General features: G+C 49.6%; 16 protein-coding genes. 4 read left to right on the top strand and 12 right to left on the bottom strand.

From position 1 onward, the window contains the following. The 5 genes from Q0499_RS21670 to Q0499_RS21650 all read right to left on the bottom strand — a co-directional run bounded on the left by Q0499_RS21670 (position 1) and on the right by Q0499_RS21650 (position 6,416). Positions 1–789: an outer membrane lipoprotein-sorting protein gene (locus Q0499_RS21670; protein WP_299204398.1), complete on the bottom strand. Its 789-nt coding sequence runs from the start codon at positions 787–789 to the stop codon at positions 1–3. Next, positions 786–3,107, bottom strand: coding sequence for an MMPL family transporter (locus Q0499_RS21665; RefSeq protein ID WP_299204395.1), 2,322 nt, complete (start codon positions 3,105–3,107; stop codon positions 786–788). Before Q0499_RS21665 ends, Q0499_RS21670 begins: the two co-directional genes overlap by 4 nt. A 74-nt stretch (positions 3,108–3,181) precedes the next feature. Further along, the gene (locus Q0499_RS21660; RefSeq protein ID WP_299204393.1) at positions 3,182–3,952 is read right to left on the bottom strand and encodes a TetR/AcrR family transcriptional regulator; all 771 of its coding nucleotides are present in this window, start codon (positions 3,950–3,952) and stop codon (positions 3,182–3,184) included. Positions 3,953–4,112: 160 nt separating this feature from the next. After that, a complete protein-coding gene (locus Q0499_RS21655; protein WP_299204391.1) occupies positions 4,113–5,423 on the bottom strand; it encodes an FAD-binding oxidoreductase in 1,311 nt (436 codons plus the stop codon). A gap of 33 nt (positions 5,424–5,456) precedes the next feature. After that, complete coding sequence (locus tag Q0499_RS21650; protein WP_299204389.1) at positions 5,457–6,416, bottom strand: ornithine cyclodeaminase family protein; 960 nt, start codon at positions 6,414–6,416, stop codon at positions 5,457–5,459. A gap of 170 nt (positions 6,417–6,586) precedes the next feature. On the opposite strand from Q0499_RS21650, the gene Q0499_RS21645 reads away from it, so the two are divergent. Beyond that, on the top strand, positions 6,587–7,390 hold the full coding sequence (locus Q0499_RS21645) for an AraC family transcriptional regulator (protein ID WP_299204387.1): 804 nt from the start codon (positions 6,587–6,589) through the stop codon (positions 7,388–7,390). Here the strand turns inward: Q0499_RS21645 and Q0499_RS21640 are convergent, their stop codons facing one another. Next, the gene (locus tag Q0499_RS21640; RefSeq protein WP_299204384.1) at positions 7,391–8,047 is read right to left on the bottom strand and encodes a cupin domain-containing protein; all 657 of its coding nucleotides are present in this window, start codon (positions 8,045–8,047) and stop codon (positions 7,391–7,393) included. A 243-nt stretch (positions 8,048–8,290) separates the two neighbouring features. Here Q0499_RS21640 and Q0499_RS21635 point away from each other — a divergent pair, with 243 nt between their 5' ends. Beyond that, positions 8,291–9,883 (top strand): HD domain-containing phosphohydrolase, encoded by a 1,593-nt coding sequence (locus tag Q0499_RS21635; RefSeq protein ID WP_299204381.1) that lies wholly within the window; start codon positions 8,291–8,293, stop codon positions 9,881–9,883. A 19-nt stretch (positions 9,884–9,902) separates the two neighbouring features. On the opposite strand, the gene Q0499_RS21630 is transcribed toward Q0499_RS21635, so the two are convergent. Then, positions 9,903–12,098, bottom strand: coding sequence for an adenylate/guanylate cyclase domain-containing protein (locus Q0499_RS21630; protein WP_299204378.1), 2,196 nt, complete (start codon positions 12,096–12,098; stop codon positions 9,903–9,905). A gap of 244 nt (positions 12,099–12,342) precedes the next feature. On the opposite strand from Q0499_RS21630, the gene Q0499_RS21625 reads away from it, so the two are divergent. Next, positions 12,343–13,104 carry a 3',5'-cyclic-nucleotide phosphodiesterase gene (locus tag Q0499_RS21625; RefSeq protein ID WP_299204375.1) on the top strand — a complete coding sequence of 254 codons (762 nt, stop codon included), beginning with the start codon at positions 12,343–12,345 and terminating at the stop codon, positions 13,102–13,104. A gap of 60 nt (positions 13,105–13,164) precedes the next feature. Here the strand turns inward: Q0499_RS21625 and Q0499_RS21620 are convergent, their stop codons facing one another. Both Q0499_RS21620 and Q0499_RS21615 read right to left on the bottom strand, forming a co-directional pair. Next, on the bottom strand, positions 13,165–14,925 hold the full coding sequence (locus Q0499_RS21620) for a FecR domain-containing protein (RefSeq protein WP_299204373.1): 1,761 nt from the start codon (positions 14,923–14,925) through the stop codon (positions 13,165–13,167). A gap of 8 nt (positions 14,926–14,933) precedes the next feature. Then, a complete protein-coding gene (locus tag Q0499_RS21615; protein ID WP_299204370.1) occupies positions 14,934–16,247 on the bottom strand; it encodes a porin family protein in 1,314 nt (437 codons plus the stop codon). Positions 16,248–16,531: 284 nt separating this feature from the next. Here Q0499_RS21615 and Q0499_RS21610 point away from each other — a divergent pair, with 284 nt between their 5' ends. Next, entirely contained in the window at positions 16,532–16,744 is a 213-nt protein-coding gene (locus tag Q0499_RS21610) for a DUF1289 domain-containing protein (protein WP_299204367.1), read from the top strand. On the opposite strand, the gene Q0499_RS21605 is transcribed toward Q0499_RS21610, so the two are convergent. The 3 genes from Q0499_RS21605 to Q0499_RS21595 all read right to left on the bottom strand — a co-directional run. Continuing rightward, positions 16,733–18,673 carry a RecQ family ATP-dependent DNA helicase gene (locus tag Q0499_RS21605; RefSeq protein WP_299204365.1) on the bottom strand — a complete coding sequence of 647 codons (1,941 nt, stop codon included), beginning with the start codon at positions 18,671–18,673 and terminating at the stop codon, positions 16,733–16,735. The genes Q0499_RS21610 and Q0499_RS21605 overlap by 12 nt on opposite strands. A 319-nt stretch (positions 18,674–18,992) precedes the next feature. Continuing rightward, on the bottom strand, positions 18,993–20,345 hold the full coding sequence (locus Q0499_RS21600) for an aminotransferase (protein ID WP_299204363.1): 1,353 nt from the start codon (positions 20,343–20,345) through the stop codon (positions 18,993–18,995). A gap of 23 nt (positions 20,346–20,368) precedes the next feature. Further along, positions 20,369–21,172, bottom strand: an 804-nt coding sequence (locus tag Q0499_RS21595; protein ID WP_299204361.1) for an aldehyde dehydrogenase family protein, incomplete at its 5' end; no start/stop codon positions are given.

The following is a 21,172-nucleotide window of genomic DNA, read 5'->3' as shown; positions in this document are numbered from 1 at the left end:
TCAGCGTGCCCGTTTTAACGTATTTTTATTAAAATCTGAGTCATCAAGACCTACCTGAAACTGATAGCCAGACCATTTCAGCTCGGTGCTTTTACCGTTCTGATGATTCTGCATCTGCTGAAGATCCGCCCGCCAATGTCTATCCAGGTATTGCTGGTAACCTTTAAAGCTGAGTGTTTTTAACAGACTGTTCTTACGGTCATAGAAATCGACTTTCCATACCCGATATTGGTCCTGATCGATCCAGGCCACCCGTCGCGTATATCCGGAATCTTTATCCACCGGGTATTGTTCCACCACAAAGCAGGTACCCCCTTCACAGGGTTCATCCTTGATATATTTGTAGCTGTATTTTTCAATCTCAAATGATGACAGATCTTCATAAGCAAATTCTGATCCCATAAACGGACCCGACTTATTACGGGATGAGATCCGCTTCACCCGCTTAAGCGCGGGCAGATAAAGCCACTGATCATCTGCTTCAAGCGGGTGGGAAAAACTCAGAAACGCGGTGCCCTTCACATCCAGCGGTTTATCGAAGATTGTAAGGCCCTTATCACCATCACCTTCCTGCTCCAGCGACTTGATACGAATCTCCCTGACACTTTCTTCGCCCTGCTTATTGCGCAACACCATCAGCATCTCTGCCTGCATATCAGCCCAGCCAAAATCCCGCTGTTTAACCTCTTTAGCGATCTCCAGGCCACGTTCTTCAGGCGTCTGTGCCAATACCGGGTTACTTAAAAAAGTCATCGTCATCAGCATATAAAAGGATTTAGTCAGATTCATCGTTCAACTCCTTGAGCGGTTTTAGCCGGTGCATCAGTCTTAGTTTTATCGAACATCATCAACAGTGGCGGCAGGAAGAAAAAATCCACCACCAGTGCGATGAGGATTGTCAGCGCCGTGAGGAACCCCATATCGGCATTCAGTTTAAAGCTGGATTGTGCCAGCACCATAAAGCCACATACCAGGACAAAGGTGGTAATCCAGAGCGCCCGGCCGACACTGCCAAAGGCATACTGAACGGCGGCAACAGGATCTGCATCCCGATGGCGCCGAGCGTACAGGTATTTACTCAGAAAATGGACCGTATCATCCACCACAATACCCAGCGTCATACCCGCCACCACGGAAAGCCCAAGCCCTACCTGACCATCGATCACATACCACAAGCCGAAACCCATCGCGGCCGGTGCCAGATTAGGCAGCAGAGAGATCAGGCCAAAGCGAACCGAACGCAGCGCAAAGCCCAGCAACAATGAGATCAGCACCAGTGCCAGCGCTATACCCGACAACATACTTTTGATATTGCGCTGGCTAATGTGAGCAAACATCAGGTTGGGACCGGTGGTCTGCACCTGATACTCAGGGGCATTGTTGGCGAACCAGTCCTGCACCCGCTCTTCCAGTGACACCAGTTCATTACTGGTGAGATTTTTAAATGTGCCGACTACCCGCACCGAGGATTTATCCACGTTAAGCTGATTATTCAGATCCAGCCCATAAGGCAGCGACATCTCATAGAGCAACAGGTACTGGGCCGACAGTTCACGATCTTCGGGCAGGCGATAATAACTCTGTTCATCCCCATGCATATTTTTATTCAACCGTTTAAGAGTATCGGTCAAAGTGCTGACATGATCGGTCTCCGGCTGGGATCGCAACCAGTCACTGAAGACACCCAGCTTTTTCAAAAACGCCGGACCGTTAATACCGCTGGACTCACCAGAATCGATGGAGATCTCCATCATCGTCATACCCGAGAGGTTATCCTGCATATAATCGGTGGCCTGACGAAACGGTACTGAGGTATCAAAATACTTCACAAAATCATCATTCAACTGATTCATTGGTAATAACGCGATGAGCAGCAGCATAAACACGCTCATACCCGGTAACAAAATACGGCGCTTAGTCGTGACAAACGTTGCCAGCGAACGGGTCCAGTCACGATCCTCCTCTTTAGTCACCCTGACCCGCACCGGCAGTACCATCAGCAGCGCCGGAAACAACGTAATGGAGAACACAAACGCCAGCATTACACCCACCGCAACAATGTTGCCCAGATCACGGAACGGCGGAGAGTCGGAGAAGTTCATACTGAGAAAGCCGATCGCTGTGGTCACGCTGGTGAGCATCACCGGCTGAAAGTTGATCCGCAAGCTATCCAGTAACGCATTACGTTTAGCTACTCCCCTGCGCATCTCATAAAACATCGTACTGAGAATATGAATGCAGTCCGCCACCGCCAGGGTCAGAATCATGGTCGGTGCACTGGCCGATGGCCCGGTGAGAAACATCCCGCTCCAGCCTGCCAGCCCCATCGCAGCGGCAATACTGGCAGCGATGATAATGACTGTCGAGAAGGTGCCACTGAAGGTCCGCAACAGGAACAGCATGGTTAAGATCACCACACCAAACATGATAGGTATCAGCGTGGCATTATCTTTCAGTGCAGATTCGGCAAAGCTGTTATTCATCATCACGATACCGGACAGTTTGATCTCCAGTCCCGGATTTTCAGCCATATACTTCTGCTGAATTTCGCGTACTTTGGCAACAACCTCCGGGACTTCAGCCACCGGATCGATCATCGGCATCTGCACAGTGACATTCACCAGTGACACCTGGCCTTTAGCCGATGCAATCTTGTTTAGCAGTATCGGCTCGGTATTAACAATCTCTCGTATCCGGTCGAGTGCAGACGGGTCCAATGTCTGCCCTTCTGAGACCAGATCCTCAACGATCATATCGTCCTCTTCCGCCCAGGTATGCTGGTAGTTTGCAATCGAATCAACCCGGGTTGAATAGGGTATCTGCCAGGCGTCGGTGGTCATCTGCTTGAGCAGTTGCAGATGTTCAGGGGTGTAGATATTCCCGTCAGCCGGAATCACAATAAAAGCGACATTATCACTCTTGTTAAAGATATTCTGGATCGACTCATAAGCCACTAATTGAGGATTTTCTTCACTGAAAAACACCCGGTAATCACTTTTAAAAACCAGATTTTTTCCACCTACTGTTGCCATAACGGTCAACACAAGACAGGCCAGTAGAATCAGAACCGGGTGACGCAAAACTACAGCAAACAATTTTTCCTTCATCGTGATGCCTTTAGTGACGATTCGTCAGCGTTATATTTAAAAAAATACGGCTATGCCGTCGGCTAAATTACAATCTATAGAGTGCCGCAACACTCCTGCTTCTGGTTCATCTCTCCCGCTGTTAACAGCGCAACCTCGTCGGCAAAGACCTCACAACGGATACGTTCAAGACTGGTGTTGTAGTCAAACTGGGAAGACAAAGGACGCCAGTTCAGGCCATCCAGAACAAGACTCACATTGGCCAGCAGAGATTCTTCTAACGCCAGACCTGCACGGATATTGCACCGGTCAGTCCCTTTACTGAGTAGAGAGATTGAGCCAAACGATGCCGACCAGTTAGCAAACGCGATCTGCTCAACAGACATATTCAATGGGTTACCACATTCAGCGGTTTCCAGTGCCTGCCGAATAAGCCCAAGCAGCCGCTCACCCAGTAACGCCTGAAGCTGGATATGCTTTTCACGCTGCCGCTCAGACGATTTTTCAACCACACCCGGTGCTTTAGCAGTGATAACCAGCATAAAAAATATGGGATACAGACGGGCGTAAAGCTGATAACCATAGATACAGGCCAACAACCGTTCCCGGGTGACACCTTCAAATGCCCCGGCCCTTTTGAACATGCTGACTAACAGTGCCATACCGCGGTTACACAACGCCAGCAACAGGTCCTCTTTTCCACTGAAATGGCCGTATACGGTGCCTTTAGAATAAGGTACTGCACTCACCAGCTTATCCATCGTCAACCCCTCTACTCCCTGATCACCGATCAGAGTCATCGCCGCATCCAGCAGCTCCTCTTCACGTTGATCGCGGGTTTGACTATCGATTTGACGCGGACTCATGGATATAAAACCTATAAATGACGATTCGTCAACTATAGATCAACCAAAGAAATTTTCAACAGCTACAAGTAAAAAGTTATCTAAAAGTTAATCCCCGGAGATAACATCGTCGTTCAGCAGAGTTACATCTGTCAGCTCTCAGAAGCGGTTATATCAACCGTCAGAAGCGGGTTACCCGATAAGGCGTCAAATCAATCTGAGTGTCTTCGTTTTGCATACGCTGAATAATCAGCTCAGCCGTGATAGCAGCCTGAGTCAGCCCCAGATGCTGATGACCGAAGGCAAACAACAGTTGTCGGTGCTGAGGGTGCTGATCGATAACCGGCAGTGAGTCAGGCAGCGTTGGCCGGTGCCCCATCCACTCCGATACCTCCAGTGAAGGGTCGGTCAATCCGGGCAACAACTGACGACTATGGTGACGTAAGATGTTAAAACAGCGATCAAATGGCCCCAGCTTCAGGCCTCCTAACTGAGAGATCCCCACCACTCTGAGCCCGCTATCCAGTGGCCCCATAACAAACTTACGCTCTGCCGAACCGATCGAGTTTTTCAGCAGGGTTACGGCCCCGGGAATGGTCAGATGGTAACCCCGCTCAGCCTCAAGCGGCACACTAAGGCCCACATCCCGTAACAGTTTTTTGCTCCAGGCACCGGCACAGACAATCACCTTTTCAAACCGATACTGGCTCTGCTCTGTCGCAACAGCGACCTGCCGGGCAGGGCTATTTTCTGAGCTATGCTCTGGAGTAAGCTCTGGCATAAGCTGCGCTACACCCTGCTGTATAAACACTCCGCCACGCGCCTCAAATGAGGCAAACAGCAAACGGCATAGCGTATAGGGGTCGCGAACACGGTGAGCATCGGGAAAATAGAGTGCGTGACTGATTTGCCCGGCCAGACCGGGCTCCATCTCCGCCAGCCGATCACCCTGCACCAGCTCAGCGGCGACTCCATTTTCACCCAACCAGCGCTGATGCTTAACAGCATCAGCCATTTTTCCGGGCGATTCCCAGACCAGCAGATAACCGGATTTAAGGATCTGTTCACTGGCACCGATATCCGCAAGACAGCGCTGCCATGCTTCAACCGCTGCAGCATTGAGTCGAATAAGTCCCTGGCGGCTATTCGCAAGTGGTTTTGGCGCCGCCGCTTTGATAAAACGGATCAGCCAGGGCGCTATGTTCAGCAGATATTGCACCGGCAGGGATAACGGGCCATTTGGGCTCAGCCAGAGCGTAAGGGCAGCACGTAATGTTTGCGGATTGGAGAGTGGTTCAATCAGCTCGGTGGCGAGATAACCGGCATTACCGAATGATGCCCCAAGACCCGGTTCATCCCGGTCAAACAGCGTCACCTGACAACCCTTTCGCTGCGCTTCAAGGGCGGTACACAGCCCGACGACACCCGCGCCAATAACCGCTACTGAAACATTATTGTTGTTAACTGTTTGATCCAATTCAGCGTGTAGCATTCGAATACCTTACAATCTAAGACTCAGGATAACTTACGCAGGAAGTGACTGTTGATACGCCAGAACAGCAGCAGCCAGATCCTCTCTTGAATCACCCACTGATTTAAACAGGGTGATCGCTGTTTGCGGCTCATCGAGATCAGCCCGTCCTTTATGCTGACCACGGCAGAGTTCACTAAACTCAGCCTTAATAATCTCTTCAGTAATAGCACCCTCTCTGATCGGAATAATCAGATCACCGGTTTCACTCAACGCCCCTGCTCTTACATCGACAAAAACGTCGCATCGCTGCATCGCGGTGTTATCTGTTTCACGCATAGTCGGTGTGAAGCTGCCCACCAGATCCAGATGAGCACCGGGTTTTAACCACTCACCGCAGACCAGTGGTTCCGTCGACATCGTTGCACAACTAACTATATCCGCCGTCTGTACTGCTGTTTTCAACTGCTCCACAGGGCAGACTTCTGCATCGATACCATCGGTTCTCAGGTCGGCCACTAACGCTGTGGCAGCCGCCTCATTCCGGTTCCACACCCGCACTTTTGTAATCGGCCGGACACTCATATGTGCCGGTATCAGGTAGCGGCTCATTCGTCCGGCCCCAACCATTAACAGTTCTGCAGAGTCCTCACGGGAGAGATACGCAGAAGCCATCGCCGACGCGGCAGCGGTGCGCCGTGCGGTTAGTTCATTGGCATCCAGTTGCGCCAGTGGCTCACCAGTTTTTCCGGACGACAGTATATAGTTACTGTTCAAACCTGGCAGACCGCGAGCATTGTTACCGGGGAAGACATTCACCAGTTTCACCCCCAGATACTCTCCTTCCAGCCAAGCGGGCATTAGCAGCAGTGTCGCCTGAGGATCATTCGGTACGTTGATACTATGATGATGGCGAACCGGCGCACAGACCTTTTTGGTAAAAATTTCATTCAGTGCTTCGATCAATCGATCCCAGGGCAGTGCCTCACGGACCTGAGTGGCGTTCAGTTGCATAGCGGCGTCTCTTGTTTGATGATTTTCAGTACGGATTTAAGTAATGTTAGCTGGAAATGGTACTAAACAGTTGACTGAAACTATTAAGTTTTTGACTCAGCCTCTGAAGCACAGTATTCATACCCAGTCGTTCCATTAAAGAAAGTCGGCCAATTTAAGATAGTTAACTTATGAAACAGAGCCTGGCACGTCGTAATCTGATTTCGAAACAGAGTGGAGAGCATCTGCATGACTTCGCTCAAATCCTGATTGGCCTGAACGGCAGAATGGAGTGCGAGTTTACCAAAGACAGCGGGCAGATATCATCGGGCACGCTGGCTATCGCCCCTGACAGCGAGAAGCACCTGTTCTGTGGACTGAGTGATGACAGCGAACTGCTGGTGATTGATCTTGCACCGTTCGACCCCTATATCCAGGCTCTGGAACAGAGCTGCAACCTCTCATTCAAAGACACTATTTTACAGCACCCGGAGTTCATTACACTCTCACCGGAACTGTTGCCGATGCTGGACTTCGCGGCCAGACAACTGGCAAAAGGTGATCAGTTGATCAATCAGCAAAGCCGCTACCAGATCAACTGTCAGTTGATTACACTGTTTATCACCCAGTTGTGTCAGCAATACTCAGCCACAACGATTCCAGACAGTCATCATCGGCGACTCAACCGACAAAAACTGAACAACTATATTGATAAGCGCTTATTCAGCCCACCTAACAACCTCGACCTGGCTAACGCCCTTAATCTGAGTGAAAGCCATTTTTACTATCTGTGCCAGAAAGAGCTGTGTCAGACCCCCCAGCAATATATTATGTCACGACGTATGCACCGGGCCCGTTTCCTGCTGCAGAACAGTGATATTTCACAAGCATCGCTGGCAGATGAACTGGGATTTTCTGATGCATCAAGTTTCTCCCGTGCGTTTAAGCGCTATTTCAGCATAACCCCTGGCAACGCACGCACGCTAAAATACTGACTAAAGGTGATTAATCTTTACCCAGATTCGGGCGTCTGAACTTAACTGATAATCAGCTAACGGGAAGCCATGAGCAGTAGGAGGACGACGCAGCCAGCAACCTTTACCATAACACTGGCCGTTTTCACTCAGTTCACCTTCCATCACATACAACTCAAGGCCGTTGTACGCATCACCAAGATCAACCATTGTCTCAGTACTGCTACACAGCATATACACCTTCTCATCACGGTGCTGATGCAATACTAACTGTTTTAGTGCGTCGTTAAGTGAACGCCATTCAGCCCTGTTGGTCTGTATCGCCAGATGAGCCGTATCATCGCTCTGAAACTGATGTAGTTTTACCAGAATTGTACAACCCTCCTGACTAAAGGGTGCATGACTAAAGCCTTTCGGGTTGCGAAAATAAGTACCTGCATTGTAATCACCGGTCTGATCCGAGAACACGCCGTCCAATACCAGAATCTCCTCTCCTTTTGGATGACCATGAGATGAGAAGCTGGCGCCAGCCTCATAACGCACAAGACTGGTGGCGTGCCCTTGCTCTGCCTCTTCTCTCGCCAGTGGTTTACGCCAAACTCCCGGCATGGGACTCTGCAACCAGTCCTGCTCGCCCGTAGCAATACTGACAGACTGAGTAAAATCCATATTTAACATAGTCGCTCCAAGATAACTGGATAGTTAGCGGCATTAAAGTAACGCCATAGTTCGGCAGTTATTACACGCTTAATGAGGCAAAAAATATCTAGCATTAAGCGATAGGCCCAGGCTAACTTTAAATCAAAATAATTTTAGAGCCGTTATTTAGGTAAATAACGCTATCTTGGGCCATACGCCTTGACACTTGCACCAAGCAACGTCACATTTAACTTAATTCAAGGACAATCACTGGTTAGAAACATGCATCATCTTGATACACACGAAATTGTCAGTCAACTTGCAGACCTGACAAGTGCTTTGACCACAGAAAAAGATCACGTCAAACTTCTGGATCGAATTATTCTGGGCTGCATGTATCTGACCAATGCTGATGGAGGGACCCTTTATACTGTCGGTGAAGAGAGTGAAAATGAACTTCATTTCACTATTCTACATAACCGTTCATTGGGCATTCACCAAAAACCCAGAGATATGCCAACAGTAGAGATCTATAACGCTCAGAAGCAGGCGTCCAACCTGGTGGTTGTGCAAACCTTTGTTCAACGAGAAACAATCAACATTTCTGACGCCTATCGCTCGGATAAATACGATTTTTCCGGCACCCGTAAATTTGATAAGCAGCTGAACTATCTTTCTAAATCTTTTCTCTGCGTACCGCTGCAGGATCACGAGGGTGAGATCATTGGAGTGCTTCAGCTGATCAATGCGATGGACAGTGAGAACAATGTCATTACTTTCCCTGACGATCAGCAGCAATTGGTGGAATCACTGGCATCACTAGCGGCCACCGTATTGACAAAACGCCGCCTGATCGATGCCCAGAAAGAGTTGTTTGAGTCGTTTATTAAACTGATGGGCCGCGCGATTGACCATAAGTCGCCGGTGACCGGAAAGCACTGTGAGCAGGTCCCTGAGATCGCCATGTTACTGGCAGAAGCAGTAAACGAAAGTGTCAAAAGCAGATATGCGAATACTCAGTTTAACGAACAGGAGATGTACGAACTACGAATTGCAGCATGGCTTCATGATTGTGGCAAGATAACCTCTCCCGAGTACATTATCGACAAAGCCACAAAGTTGCATACGATGTTTGACCGGATAGACCTTCTTGAGTCACGCTTTCGAGAATACAAGCTGCAACTGCAACTAGATCATCTTCGAAACGCCCAGCAACTGTCATCCGAAGACGCAGAACTGGCTGGACATGAACTGCAAGCCCGCTGTAAAGCACTGGATGAGGATATTGCATTCCTGTCTCAAAGCAATACTGGCTCTGAGTTTATGGCCGATGAAGATGTCGAGCGGATAAAACAGATCGCGGAAATAACCTGGACTGACGATGCAGGTAATCTGCGTCAACTATTGACCGAAGACGAAACAGAAAATCTCTGTATCCGCAAAGGCACACTGCTGCAAAGCGAGATACAGGTGATGCGTGACCATATTAAAGTTACGATTGATATGCTGGAGTCACTCCCCTACCCAAAGCACTTAGCCCAGGTGCCTGAGATTGCCTGCAATCATCATGAGCACCTGGATGGCAGTGGTTACCCCAGAGGGCTGAAAGATGAGGAGATCTCCCTACGGGCCAGGATTATGTGTATTGCTGATATTTTTGAAGCGCTAACCTCACCAGACCGGCCTTATAAAAAGGGGATGCTGTTATCTCATGCGATGAACATTATCGGCCGGATGGTTGAGGATAACCATCTTGATGCCAACCTGTTCACCGTATTTGTCGAAAGCGGAGCTTATCTGGAGTATGCCAAGCGACATATGGCGCCCCGCCAGATTGATAGCGTTGATCTGGCCAACCTTCCGGGACTAGTATAATGGTACGCAACTAGGTCATCTATTTTTGCTGATGACTGAAAACAGCGTCCCAGCCTTCCCCCGGGTCGTTGCTCTGTAACTGCGTAATGCGCTTCAGGTAAAGCTCAGCGACCCTATCCTCCGGGTAAATATCCAACCATTGTTGAAATCGGTTTGACGCGGCAACCCACTGACGCTCACGGTAAAGTTCAACTCCCTGATTAAACAGCTGCACCTGCTCAAACAGCTCTGTACCTCCAGCACCTATCGCGGCCATCGGCTGAAACAATTCTACTGGTTCAGAGCGCCCTTTAACCCGGGCGCAGTCAATACGTCGGTATATGTAACCGGGCAAACGGGTATAAAGCTCACCAGTGACCAGCAGCGGACAACCGTAAAACTTTGTCAGTCCCTCCAGCCGGGAAGCCAGGTTAACCGCATCGCCCATAACGGTATACGCCATACGGAACTCAGACCCCATGTTGCCAACACTCATAGTGCCAGAATGAAGACCCATGCCAATTTTCACTTCCGGCAGACCCGCCGCAACTAAGCGCCGATTGAGCTGAGGCAGCTGCGAGAGCATCTCTAATGCCGTATCTAAACCGTGTTTCGCATGCTCTTCATCCTGTAACGGAGCGCCCCAGAAGGCCATAACAGCATCGCCTATATATTTATCAACGGTGCCCCGCTGCTGATGAATAATGTGTGTCATCTCGGTCAGATAGATATTCATCATTCGGGTCAGTTGCTGCGGTGGCAGCTGTTCTGATATTTGCGTAAACCCACGAATATCGGAGAAAAACACCGTCATATCCCGGTTTTCTCCGCGCAGATGTACGCCCTCCTCCTGGCGACTTAACTCCTGCACCACTTCAGGCGGAATGTAATGGCCAAACTGTCCTGTCAGCAATTTAATATTTCGGGCTTCAAAGAAGTATCCGGTGGTTTGCTGAAACAGATAGAGGCTCAGCACCAGAAAAAGCGTGTAGCCTAGTGGTATCACCCATAGAAGGCTCTGCCAGGCATATAAATTAAATGCGATCAGACATGAAGCCCATACCAGAGTTATAACCGTCGAGAACATTACCGAACTTCGGGGAATCAGAATCGATAGTAAGATTCCGCTAACCAGTATCTGCAGAATTTCTACCCCCAGGGTATAGTCGGGTTCACTGGCGATACGGTCATCCAACAATCCGGACAATATATTTGCGTGCACCTCTACTCCCGGATAACGGCTACTCACGGGCGTCACCCGAAGATCGAGTAAACCTGCAGCGCTGGTACCAATTAAGACAATAACACCTTTAAGCAGCACAGGATCAGCCTCTCCGGTGATCACATCCGTCGCAGAGATATAGGGGAAGCTCCCCTGGCCTCCCCGATAAGGCACCAGTACCGCACCAGAGCGATCAACCGGAATCGGTTGACCGGCAGCGTTAATGGCGACCAACGCCTCATGCTCACCAAACAGGTCCGCCTCAAACTCAGGCACGGCCTGGCGCTCTTCAAACAGTGCCAGCCACATTGCCAGTGATAAAGAGGGATAGTACTGACCCTGGTACCGCTGCAACATCGGCACCCGCCGGTACACCCCATCGGCATCTACCATCGGGTTATCAAAAAAGCCACTGTAAGACTGTTGACTTTGCAGCGCATCAACACTGGCAATAATACCCTTGGCCCGGGGTATGGATTGCTGATCGAGCATGGGATGAGATTGAATCGCAGCAATACCCGGATCACCTTCCAGCAACTCTCGATCACTACGGTCAAATGCATACCCCAGTACGACGGGACGATCTCTGATGGCTGCGGCTAATTGCCGGTCCGGATTAAGCTGTTGCAACAACGTCGTCAGATCAGGAGTCGATTGCCCTTCAAGCAGCATAGCCGTCAACTGATTCAGATCAATACTGTTGTCTGCCTCGGAAAACACCATATCAAAACCCGCGATAGCGACGCCATAATGGTCAAACAACTGATCCAATAGCTGCGCCAGTTTCGCCCGATTCCAGGGCCAGCGGCCCTGCTCAGCCAGACTTTTCTCATCCACATCAACGATGACAATACGCAGATCCAGCCCCGGCTTAACAAAATATTTCAGGCGCATATCATAGAGATCGTATTCGAACCGTTGTAGCAAGGCGGGCCTGTTATCCTGAATGACCGGCAGCAACAGCAGGAGTGTCAGAATGATACCTAGCAATGTCCGGATTCTGCGTTGTTTCATATGCTATTCCAAAAGAGAAACGAGACTGCGTCTCAACAATGAGACAGGCGGTCTTAGTCGGCCAAACGTATTCTCTTATCATATCCTGCAACCGCCTTGCGATTGTAGTAAACCACTCATTTTCATCACCTTAATTGTGATGACAAGGTTGATAACAACTATAAGAAGGCTCGCCCCTGTGATATAAAAGTGTAGTGAACTGCATTCCTGTTATGCAGATGCGTCAGGGCAACCGGAGATGTAAGTGAAAATTGAGATTCTGGGATGTAGCGGCGGTATTGGTCCGGGCCTGAAAACCACCACATTTCTGATAGATGATACGCTTCTGCTCGATGCAGGGACGGGGGTCGAGCTACTGACCATGGAACGAATGCTGAACATTCGTGATGTGGTGATTACCCACGGTCATCTGGATCATATTATCGGTTTGCCGCTAATGCTGGCGACGATCTTTGATCAGCATCAGCAGCCCATCAATGTTTACGCACACCCTGAGGTTATTGCTGCGCTTGAACAACATATCTTTAACTGGACGATCTGGCCCGACTACACCAGACTGCCTGAAGAACAGCCAATTATTATTCTGCACAAAATTGATGTAGGAGACCAACTGACAATTCAGGACAAAACGATTGACGTTCTGCCGTCAGAACATCCGACGCCAACCGTCGGATACCTGATCAACAATGGCCAAAACAGTTTTGTCTTCACCGGCGATACCGGCAGCAATGATAAACTCTGGCCCCTTCTCAACCAGCGGAAACCTGACCTGCTGATTATCGATGTGTCCTTTACCGATGAGTCAGATCACCTTGCCCGGATCAGTGGTCACCTGACACCCTCTCTACTGACTCAGCAACTGCTACAGCTGGAACCTAACCCTCGCATAGCGATCACTCACCTGAAACCCGGTGTGGAAGATATGATTATGCAGCAATGCCGACGGCTACTGCCGGAACGACAGATAGACCGCCTTCACCAGGGTGAAGTGATCACCCTGGATTAAGCGGCTGATTAGTTAAAGGGATGAGTAATTTAAATATTAAAAAACAGGTCTGATAATGGGCTAAGGTGCCGGACCACTGCTATCCAACAGAACCGTTCCGACCACGGTAATATCCTGACTGGAAGGGCTGGAACCTGATGCACCATACGAGGTAACTGCACCATCCGCCCGGGCACCAACCAGATCGAAAGTCATCTGCCCGCTCATAGTGGTATCATTGCCACCAACGCTGCACTGACCACCACTACAGGTACCGGCAAGCGCCAACTCGCCCCCCTGCAGGACATCATTCAGCGAGGTTTTTATAGCAACTCCCTTGTTGTCAGCGGCCTCCGTCAGGCTGAAGCTACGAATTCCGGTGCCATCATTTACATCGGCCTTTATGCTGACCTGCTCGATCTCAAGTGAATCCCAGTTCACCAGCACATAGGTACCGCCATAAATTCGTCCCGGATCGACAGCACCTGTACCATACCCAACCAACGAGCCGGTAGCCCCGGTATCGATTTGTGGAGCAGTTAAATTTGTGGAGCCGCTGGTGAAGGTATACAGATAGGAACCACTGCGCGCCGTTGTCAGCGCATCAAGCTGTGCCTGAGTGGTCAGGCTATCGCTGTACATAAAGTGATAACCGCCCACCAGAGTCTGATCTTTCCGGTTTTCGGTGAGAGTAAAACCTGCATTCCAGCGCCCCCAGGTGATATTTGCCCCACCCAGGGCAAGATTACCCACTTCAGATATCAAACTGGTATCAGTACCACCGGTAAAAACACAAGGGGAACAGGCCGCCTTAGAGCCGGTCGCAGTATTTGGCTGAGAATCGATATAGTGGATTCCAGTTACCTGATCGCCGGTCCCCGTGCTGTCAACGGTAACCGCTGAGGTGCTGCCAACAAGCACCGAACCACTCCCTGCCAGCAAGCCCTTTGCTTTATCATTATTGGTAAATGCAACTGCAACCAATGCACCATCCGGAGCGACAGAACCATTACCAGTGGGGTCAGATGCTTCGACTTTGTTGGTTTGAGGTATGTCGGTATCAACACCCTCAATCTCAGCATCTGATGCCGGAATAGTACTGGCACTAGCTGATGCTGCACCACTCTCTACCAGGTCATCCTGCGCTTCGTCAGAAGAGACTTCATTTGCCTGTTCCGCCTCATCAGCGTCAATCTTATTTTCTGGAGAGGTTTCAGCAGAATTTGGGTGGTTAACCTCATCGCTTTTAGGCAAAACATAATCACCGGTCTGCCCGGTTGCTTTGCCTTGTCTGACCCGGCCTTCACTACCCCACCAGGCACCCTCTCCTGCAGCCACCACAATACTTTTCTTCGGAGTCGCTACATCAATAGCACCGTCAATAGTTTCACAATAGATACCATCATCGGTGTATTCAACGCCGTAGTGGGTTCCGCGAATGCCGATAGTCGCCACGGTGGTTTCAAGACGATAATTCTCTTTATTCGGTTTTCCAATCTGTCCGGAGATGGTTCGCATACTGCCTTTCAACAATTGAAAGATAGCCTTCCCCTCTTCCGGTTGTTGCTGCTCAAAGCGGTATTCCGCGATACGAAATTCGGATTCAGGTTTCAGTGCAAAACGGGAACCATCACTAAAGCGTAACTGAAGCCGCCCTTCAGATCCGGTTTTCAAAAGGTCATTTGCATACACTTCTGATTGTCGTTTCAGAACCCGTTCACTGCCATCAGCAGCCACTGCAATATTCTCACCAAAACTCAATATGACGCTGGCAACCACATCGGCAGCGGACGCAGTTCCTGAGCAAAGCAGTAACACCAAAGTAAAAAGAAGAGATCTCATAACCTACCTCACTCGAAGCTATAGCGCAGACCCAGCATCCCCTGCTGACGGTCATACTCATATAACTCAATATTTGAATCTGCATGGTTCGAACTTACATTCGCCAGCACGGTCCAGTTTTTTTCTACGGCCCATTCAAGATTAATACTCAGAATGGCAAAGTCGTCCTGGCGTCGAACGCCATACAGCCAGTCATCACCCTTGTAACGGCTCGACTGGTAAGTAATCACCGGGATCAGGCTCAGATCAGCCAGGGGTTCTAACTGAACGCCCATATTTGACCCCCAGAAAAAACGATCTACTTGCCCGTCAGCCAGTATTCCGGGGGTATCCGGAGTCTCCTGTCCGACAAACAGCCCGGCAAACCAAAGTGGATTCCAGCCACCCGTTCCCATCCGCAGGTAGTTACCGCCCAGATGATACTGCGTGGCATCTTTCCAATTTTCATCCGCGTAGTCCAGCAGGTTTATCCCGCCATATAACCGTAGTTGGGACTCCCGGCCAGGTGAATGCGACCAGCTGCCATTCACTCCCAACAAATCACGGTAGCGTTCACCGTCACGACTAAAGTGCTGTATATCAACACCCAGACGATAGCGATCTTTGTTCTTTATCCAGGTATGCCCACCGGACACAGACAGAGTACTGAAATCCTGTTCCGTTTCATCATCGTAGCGCCTGAAGTCACCGTTCAGGCTGAAATCCAAATGTCGGTCAGCGGCATACTGATGTTCAACAGTCGCACCCATCCGCAGACGATTGAACTGATTTCCTCGTCCCAGCGCATCACTGGTTAGCGTTACCAGGTTGGTCTGCGATTCGGGGCCGGAATTGATATTGCTGTCATAGCCCCGCCATAATTCAACGAAGCTTTTAACTCGGGTGACGGGGAAAGATTCCTTGTTATCGATCAGGTCCAGATATTGAGCGATACGGATGCGAACATTATCCGGCGGATTAAGTAGTAGAACCTGTTCGAACAGTTGCTGCGCCTTATCAAACTGCTGTAACAAATAATAACCACGGGCAAGTTCCAATCGAACTAAAGGATTTTGTGGATCTGAAAATGCCACCCGTTCCAGTGCAAATACGCCCTCACTAACATTGCCACTGTCGATAGCAGCAACGCCATATTGAAAATCAAATTCAGGATCGCCCTCATAACCTTGCAAATAGGTCATCGAAAGAGCGTAGGCTTCGTTGAACCGTCCTGCATCCAGCAGCGCTTTAATCAGCTCCGCACCACTTGCAGAAGCATTACTATGGGTGCAGAACAGGGTCGTCACCAGTGCTATCCCTGTCAGTTTAATCAAAATAATCACTCCGGACGATTCAGTTACTGGGATCAACTAACAACTCAACTAATGAGCCCAAGTAAATAGGAGATACTCAGCTATATGTTCAAATATACGCTCAATTAAACATATAACTATCTTACGTTCACTATCATCGCTCTACTATATAAGATAATTCAAACAAATTAATCCTTCTTTGTAGTGATTTTGGGTACTTTTCTGAAATAGCATTCCCTGTTAAGACATTCATATTTTCTACTGACAACCAGTTGTGTGACGTTTATATTTAAACCTCACTCTGGAGCGCCAAGATGACAACACCGAAAACGACTGATTCAACCAGAAGCGCCGGTATTTCATCATCTCCCTGTATCCGCAATTGCTGCCTGGATGAACAGGATATCTGTATGGGCTGTTACCGAACCCTTAAAGAAATTTTAGCCTGGCACAAAGCAACTGATGACGAAAGAATAATTATTTTAAAGCTATGTCATGCCCGACAAGAAAAAGATTTAAACAGATAACCCCTCAACCTTTGTGCGAATATCTGCATACCTTAGACTTTCGCAACTACCGAACCCACTCAACTGTCGCACTTTATTCCGGGCAAACAACGGCACACTGATTCCGGCAAGAAAGCGGCACTGGGTATCCTGAGTAACCGCTACCGACAAATGCTGACACAATCCCTTGAGATCATTAAGAATCTGCTGATCAGATGGCCAGGCCGGGGATTGAGAATATTCGAGCCTGGCTGCCTGGCCACGGCACGCTGAGCAATGTCCGCAATGCTCAGCACTCAGCTGATCATCAAAATAGATCGACAAACTTCGAGTCAGGCAGCTGTCCAGTTCGAAGAACTTCACCAGTGCAGCAATTCGGGCAATCTCTTTATGTTCTTTATCGATAAAGTAATCATACAACTGCTGCCTCAACCCAGGGTCAGACAGTGCCTGCTGACTCACCTGATAGACGTCTGTAACCTTTTTCGTTTCCAGTTCGATTAATCGCTGCTCCTGCAGATAATCTAATGCGGCAACTATCCGCTTACGATCACAGTTATAGGCTTTAAACAGAGCCTCAAATTCCAGAGTGCCCCACACCCGTTTGAACTGGGTATGCGCTAATACAGCCTCGAGAAACGCTCTTCGCTCACCGTTAAAGCGCTCAAGAATCGCTGTTGCCGGCTGTAACAGTTTATATTTGAAGTCGGCAAAGTAAGCATACAGAGGCTGCAGAACGCCTAGCAGTTCCAGCTGCACCAACAATGTTTTCAACGGTAACTGGCGGATATTGCTGGCTGTCGATAATGCGTTCAACTGCAGTTCCCACTGACCAGCCTGACACTCATTACGAATATTATCGAGCACAAACTCAATACCGCTCAGTTCCGGGGTATCCCCATAGACAAAGTTTTCAACGGTATTCAAACCATCCAGACTCGCCAGGGTGATGCAGTTGGAGGGCAGCCCATCACGCCCCGCCCGGCCGATCTCCTGACTGTAGTTTTCAATCGATTTGGGCAGATCATAATGGATAACAAAACGGATATTACTTTTATCGATGCCCATGCCAAAGGCGATGGTGGCGACCACCACATCAACACGCCCCGTCATAAAGTCAGTTTGTATCTGCTGGCGTTTCTGATCCTCAAAACCGGCATGATAAGCTGCAGCCCTGACGCCATTCTGAAGCAGGAAAGTGGCCACCTGTTCGGCACTATGTTGCAACGTCACATAAATAATGCCAGCCCCCTGTTGCTGACCAATCTGCTGCAACAACCGGCTGTTTTTTTCAACGCCGGACACTGGCAACACGGTAAGGTCCAGATTAGGCCGGTAAAATCCGGTCTGGACGATATGCGCCTCGGCAATCTCAAATTTACACGCCATATCCAGCTTCACCTGACGGGTCGCTGTGGCGGTTAACAACAGTACCAGCGGAATATTGAGATCTTTGCGATAAGCAGGCAGTTTCAGATAATCAGGTCTGAAATTATGCCCCCACTCAGAGATACAGTGTGCCTCATCGACCACCAGCATCGACACCGGTACCGACTGAATAAACTGCCGGAAGCGCTCATTTTTAAAGCGTTCTACCGACACCATCAAAATTTTGGTTTTGCCGCTACGCACATCACTCATCACCTGCCGGTTTTGTTCCGGAGTCAGAGTCGAGTCGATGCTGGCAGCAGGAATGCCCTTTGTTGCCAGAAACTCCAGTTGATCTTTCATCAACGCCAGTAACGGCGACACCACCAGTGTGAGATGGGGTAACAGCGTAGCCGTCAGCTGATAACAGAGGGATTTACCGGAGCCGGTGGGAAAGATCGCCAGAGAAGATTCACCCTGCAGCAGTTGACTCACGGTTTGTGCCTGACCCGGGCGAAACTGATCAAAGCCAAAAATATTTTTAAGTGGTGTATAAATAGCGGTGTCTTTGTTTGTGTCCATGCTCTGTCCTTAAAATAAAACTGAAATTCAATCCCTGAATACAGTGAGGCAGTATAGCGGTATCGATGGGGCACTACAGCAGAATATTAACAGGCGATAAACGTTTCATCACACAGAGCGCCAACAACGTACTGATCTTAAAATAAAAAAAGGGAGCATACGCCCCCAAAAAAGAGATCCGTTCGGATCAGTGCTTTACCCAAGAAGCAACCCGATACTCCGGAAAGCATACAAGCTGCAATAGAACTGTGGAGGATTACCGGACCAGCCAGTTCCACACCAGCCCGATCGATCATGCAAGCAAGAAACTATATTGTCATCAGGCGGCAATCATCCCTTCGCGGGTAACAAAGTCGAGGGTTTCATCCAGCGCTTTACCAAGCTTTTCAACCATCTCGTCAATCTGTGTTTCAGTCACGATAAGAGGCGGACAAAATGCCAGGGAGTTACCCGCAACCGCACGGGTGATCATGCCGTGCTTCTGACAGGACTGCATAGCAAAATAACCGGCAGCCGCGTTATCAAAGCCAGCGCCACTCTTTTTATCTGCAACCATCTCAATAGCACCGATCATACCAGCACCGCGAACTTCACCCACCAGCGGATGATCACGGAATTCACCCAGACGTTTCTGCATGTATTCGCCGATCTTAGCAGCATGACCAAAGATATTATCGCGCTCGTAAATTTCCAGGGTTTTCAGTGCAACAGCAGCAGCCACCGGATGACCTGAGTAGGTGTAGCCGTGACCAAACACGCCCACCTGTGAACTCGGTTCAATCATCGCTTCGTACATATCGCCGCGGATAGCCGCCGCACTGATCGGCATATAAGCGGAAGAAAGCTGCTTAGCCAGGGTCATCATCGCGGGTTTTTCAATGCCCATGGTGGTGCAACCAAAATCGTTACCGGTACGACCAAAGCCGGTGATAACTTCATCGGCCCAGAACAGAATATCGTATTTGTTCAGAACCGCCTGAACCTTCTGGTAATAACCTTTAGGTGGCACGATAACACCACTGGCACCGGTGATAGGCTCGGCAATAAAGGCCGCGATGGTATCTGCGCCCTCTTTCAGAATCAGTTGTTCCAGATTATTAACAATACGATCCACGAACTGGTCTTCAGTCTCACCCGGCAACGCCCCACGGAAGTAGTGTGGCGCATCGGTGCGCAGAATACCCAGGGCTTCGAACGGCAGATCGAAGTGAGTATGGTTAGGTGGCAAGCCGGTAAGACAGGCCGATGCAACCGTAACACCGTGATAAGAACGCTCACGGGCGATAATCTTAAACTTTTGCGGTTTGCCGATAGCGTTATAGTAATAACGCAGCATCTTCACATGGCTATCGTTGGCATCACTTCCGGAGTTACCAAAAAAGACTTTGGCGTTTTCCACCGGCAACATGGCTGTCAGCTTGTCCGCCAGATCCATACCCACCTGGTGAGTTTTACCACCAAACATGTGAGAAAAGGCCAGCTTACCCATCTGCTCGGCAGCCGTATCAATCAGTTCACGGTTGTTATACCCCAGCGACGTACACCACAGCCCGGCCAGGCCTTCCAGGTACTGGTTGCCCTCGCTATCGTAAACATAGGCTCCATCGCCCCGCTCTATCGTCAGGGTTTCTGTCGCTTTAAGGTTAGTTGTTGGGTAGATAATATTACTCATAACGCTTCTCCACGGCTTGCAGCTTAACGCTGCAGTGCGCCAAAACAGATATACTTTGTTTCCAGATAGTCATCCAAACCGTATTTAGAACCTTCGCGACCCTGGCCCGACTCTTTCACACCACCAAAGGGAATCACTTCCGAACTGATGGCGGTTTCATTCACGCCGACCATGCCATATTCGATCGCTTCGGATACGCGCCAGCTACGTCCCATACTCTCGGTATAGAGATAGGCCGCCAGACCAAACTCCGTATCGTTAGTCATGCGTACTGCCTCTTCCTCAGTACTGAACTTAAATACCGGCGCAACAGGCCCGAAAATCTCTTCGCGGAACACCCGCATTGAATCGTTCACATTCGTCAGTACGGTTGGCTGGTAGAAACACGCGCCCTGCTCACCCGGCTGACCACCGATAACAACGGTGGCACCTTCCGCAACCGCATTCTGCACCTTAGCATCGATCTCTTTCGCCGCTTTCTCAGTAATGACCGGGCCATGGGTGGTGCTGGCATCGAAACCGTTGCCCACACGGAACTCGCTCACCGCTGCGGCAAACTTTTCAACGAAGGCATCATAAATACCTTCCTGAACCAATAAACGGTTAGCACAGATGCAGGTCTGTCCGGAGTTACGGTATTTCGCGGCGAGTGCACCCGCGACGGCCAGATCCAGATCGGCATCATCAAAAATAATCACCGGGGCATTACCACCCAGTTCCATCGAGGTGCGCTTAACCGTATCCGCACACTGCTTCATCAGCAGCTTGCCGATCGGCGTAGAGCCAGTGAAGGTAACCTTCTTACCCGTCGGGTTAGAGGTCATCTC

The sequence above is a fragment of the uncultured Amphritea sp. genome (genome assembly GCF_937127095.1).
In the GTDB taxonomy this organism is placed as follows: domain Bacteria; phylum Pseudomonadota; class Gammaproteobacteria; order Pseudomonadales; family Balneatricaceae; genus Amphritea.
The sequence above is the reverse complement of the archived record's forward strand: the minus strand, read 5'-3'. Positions and strand labels throughout refer to the sequence as shown.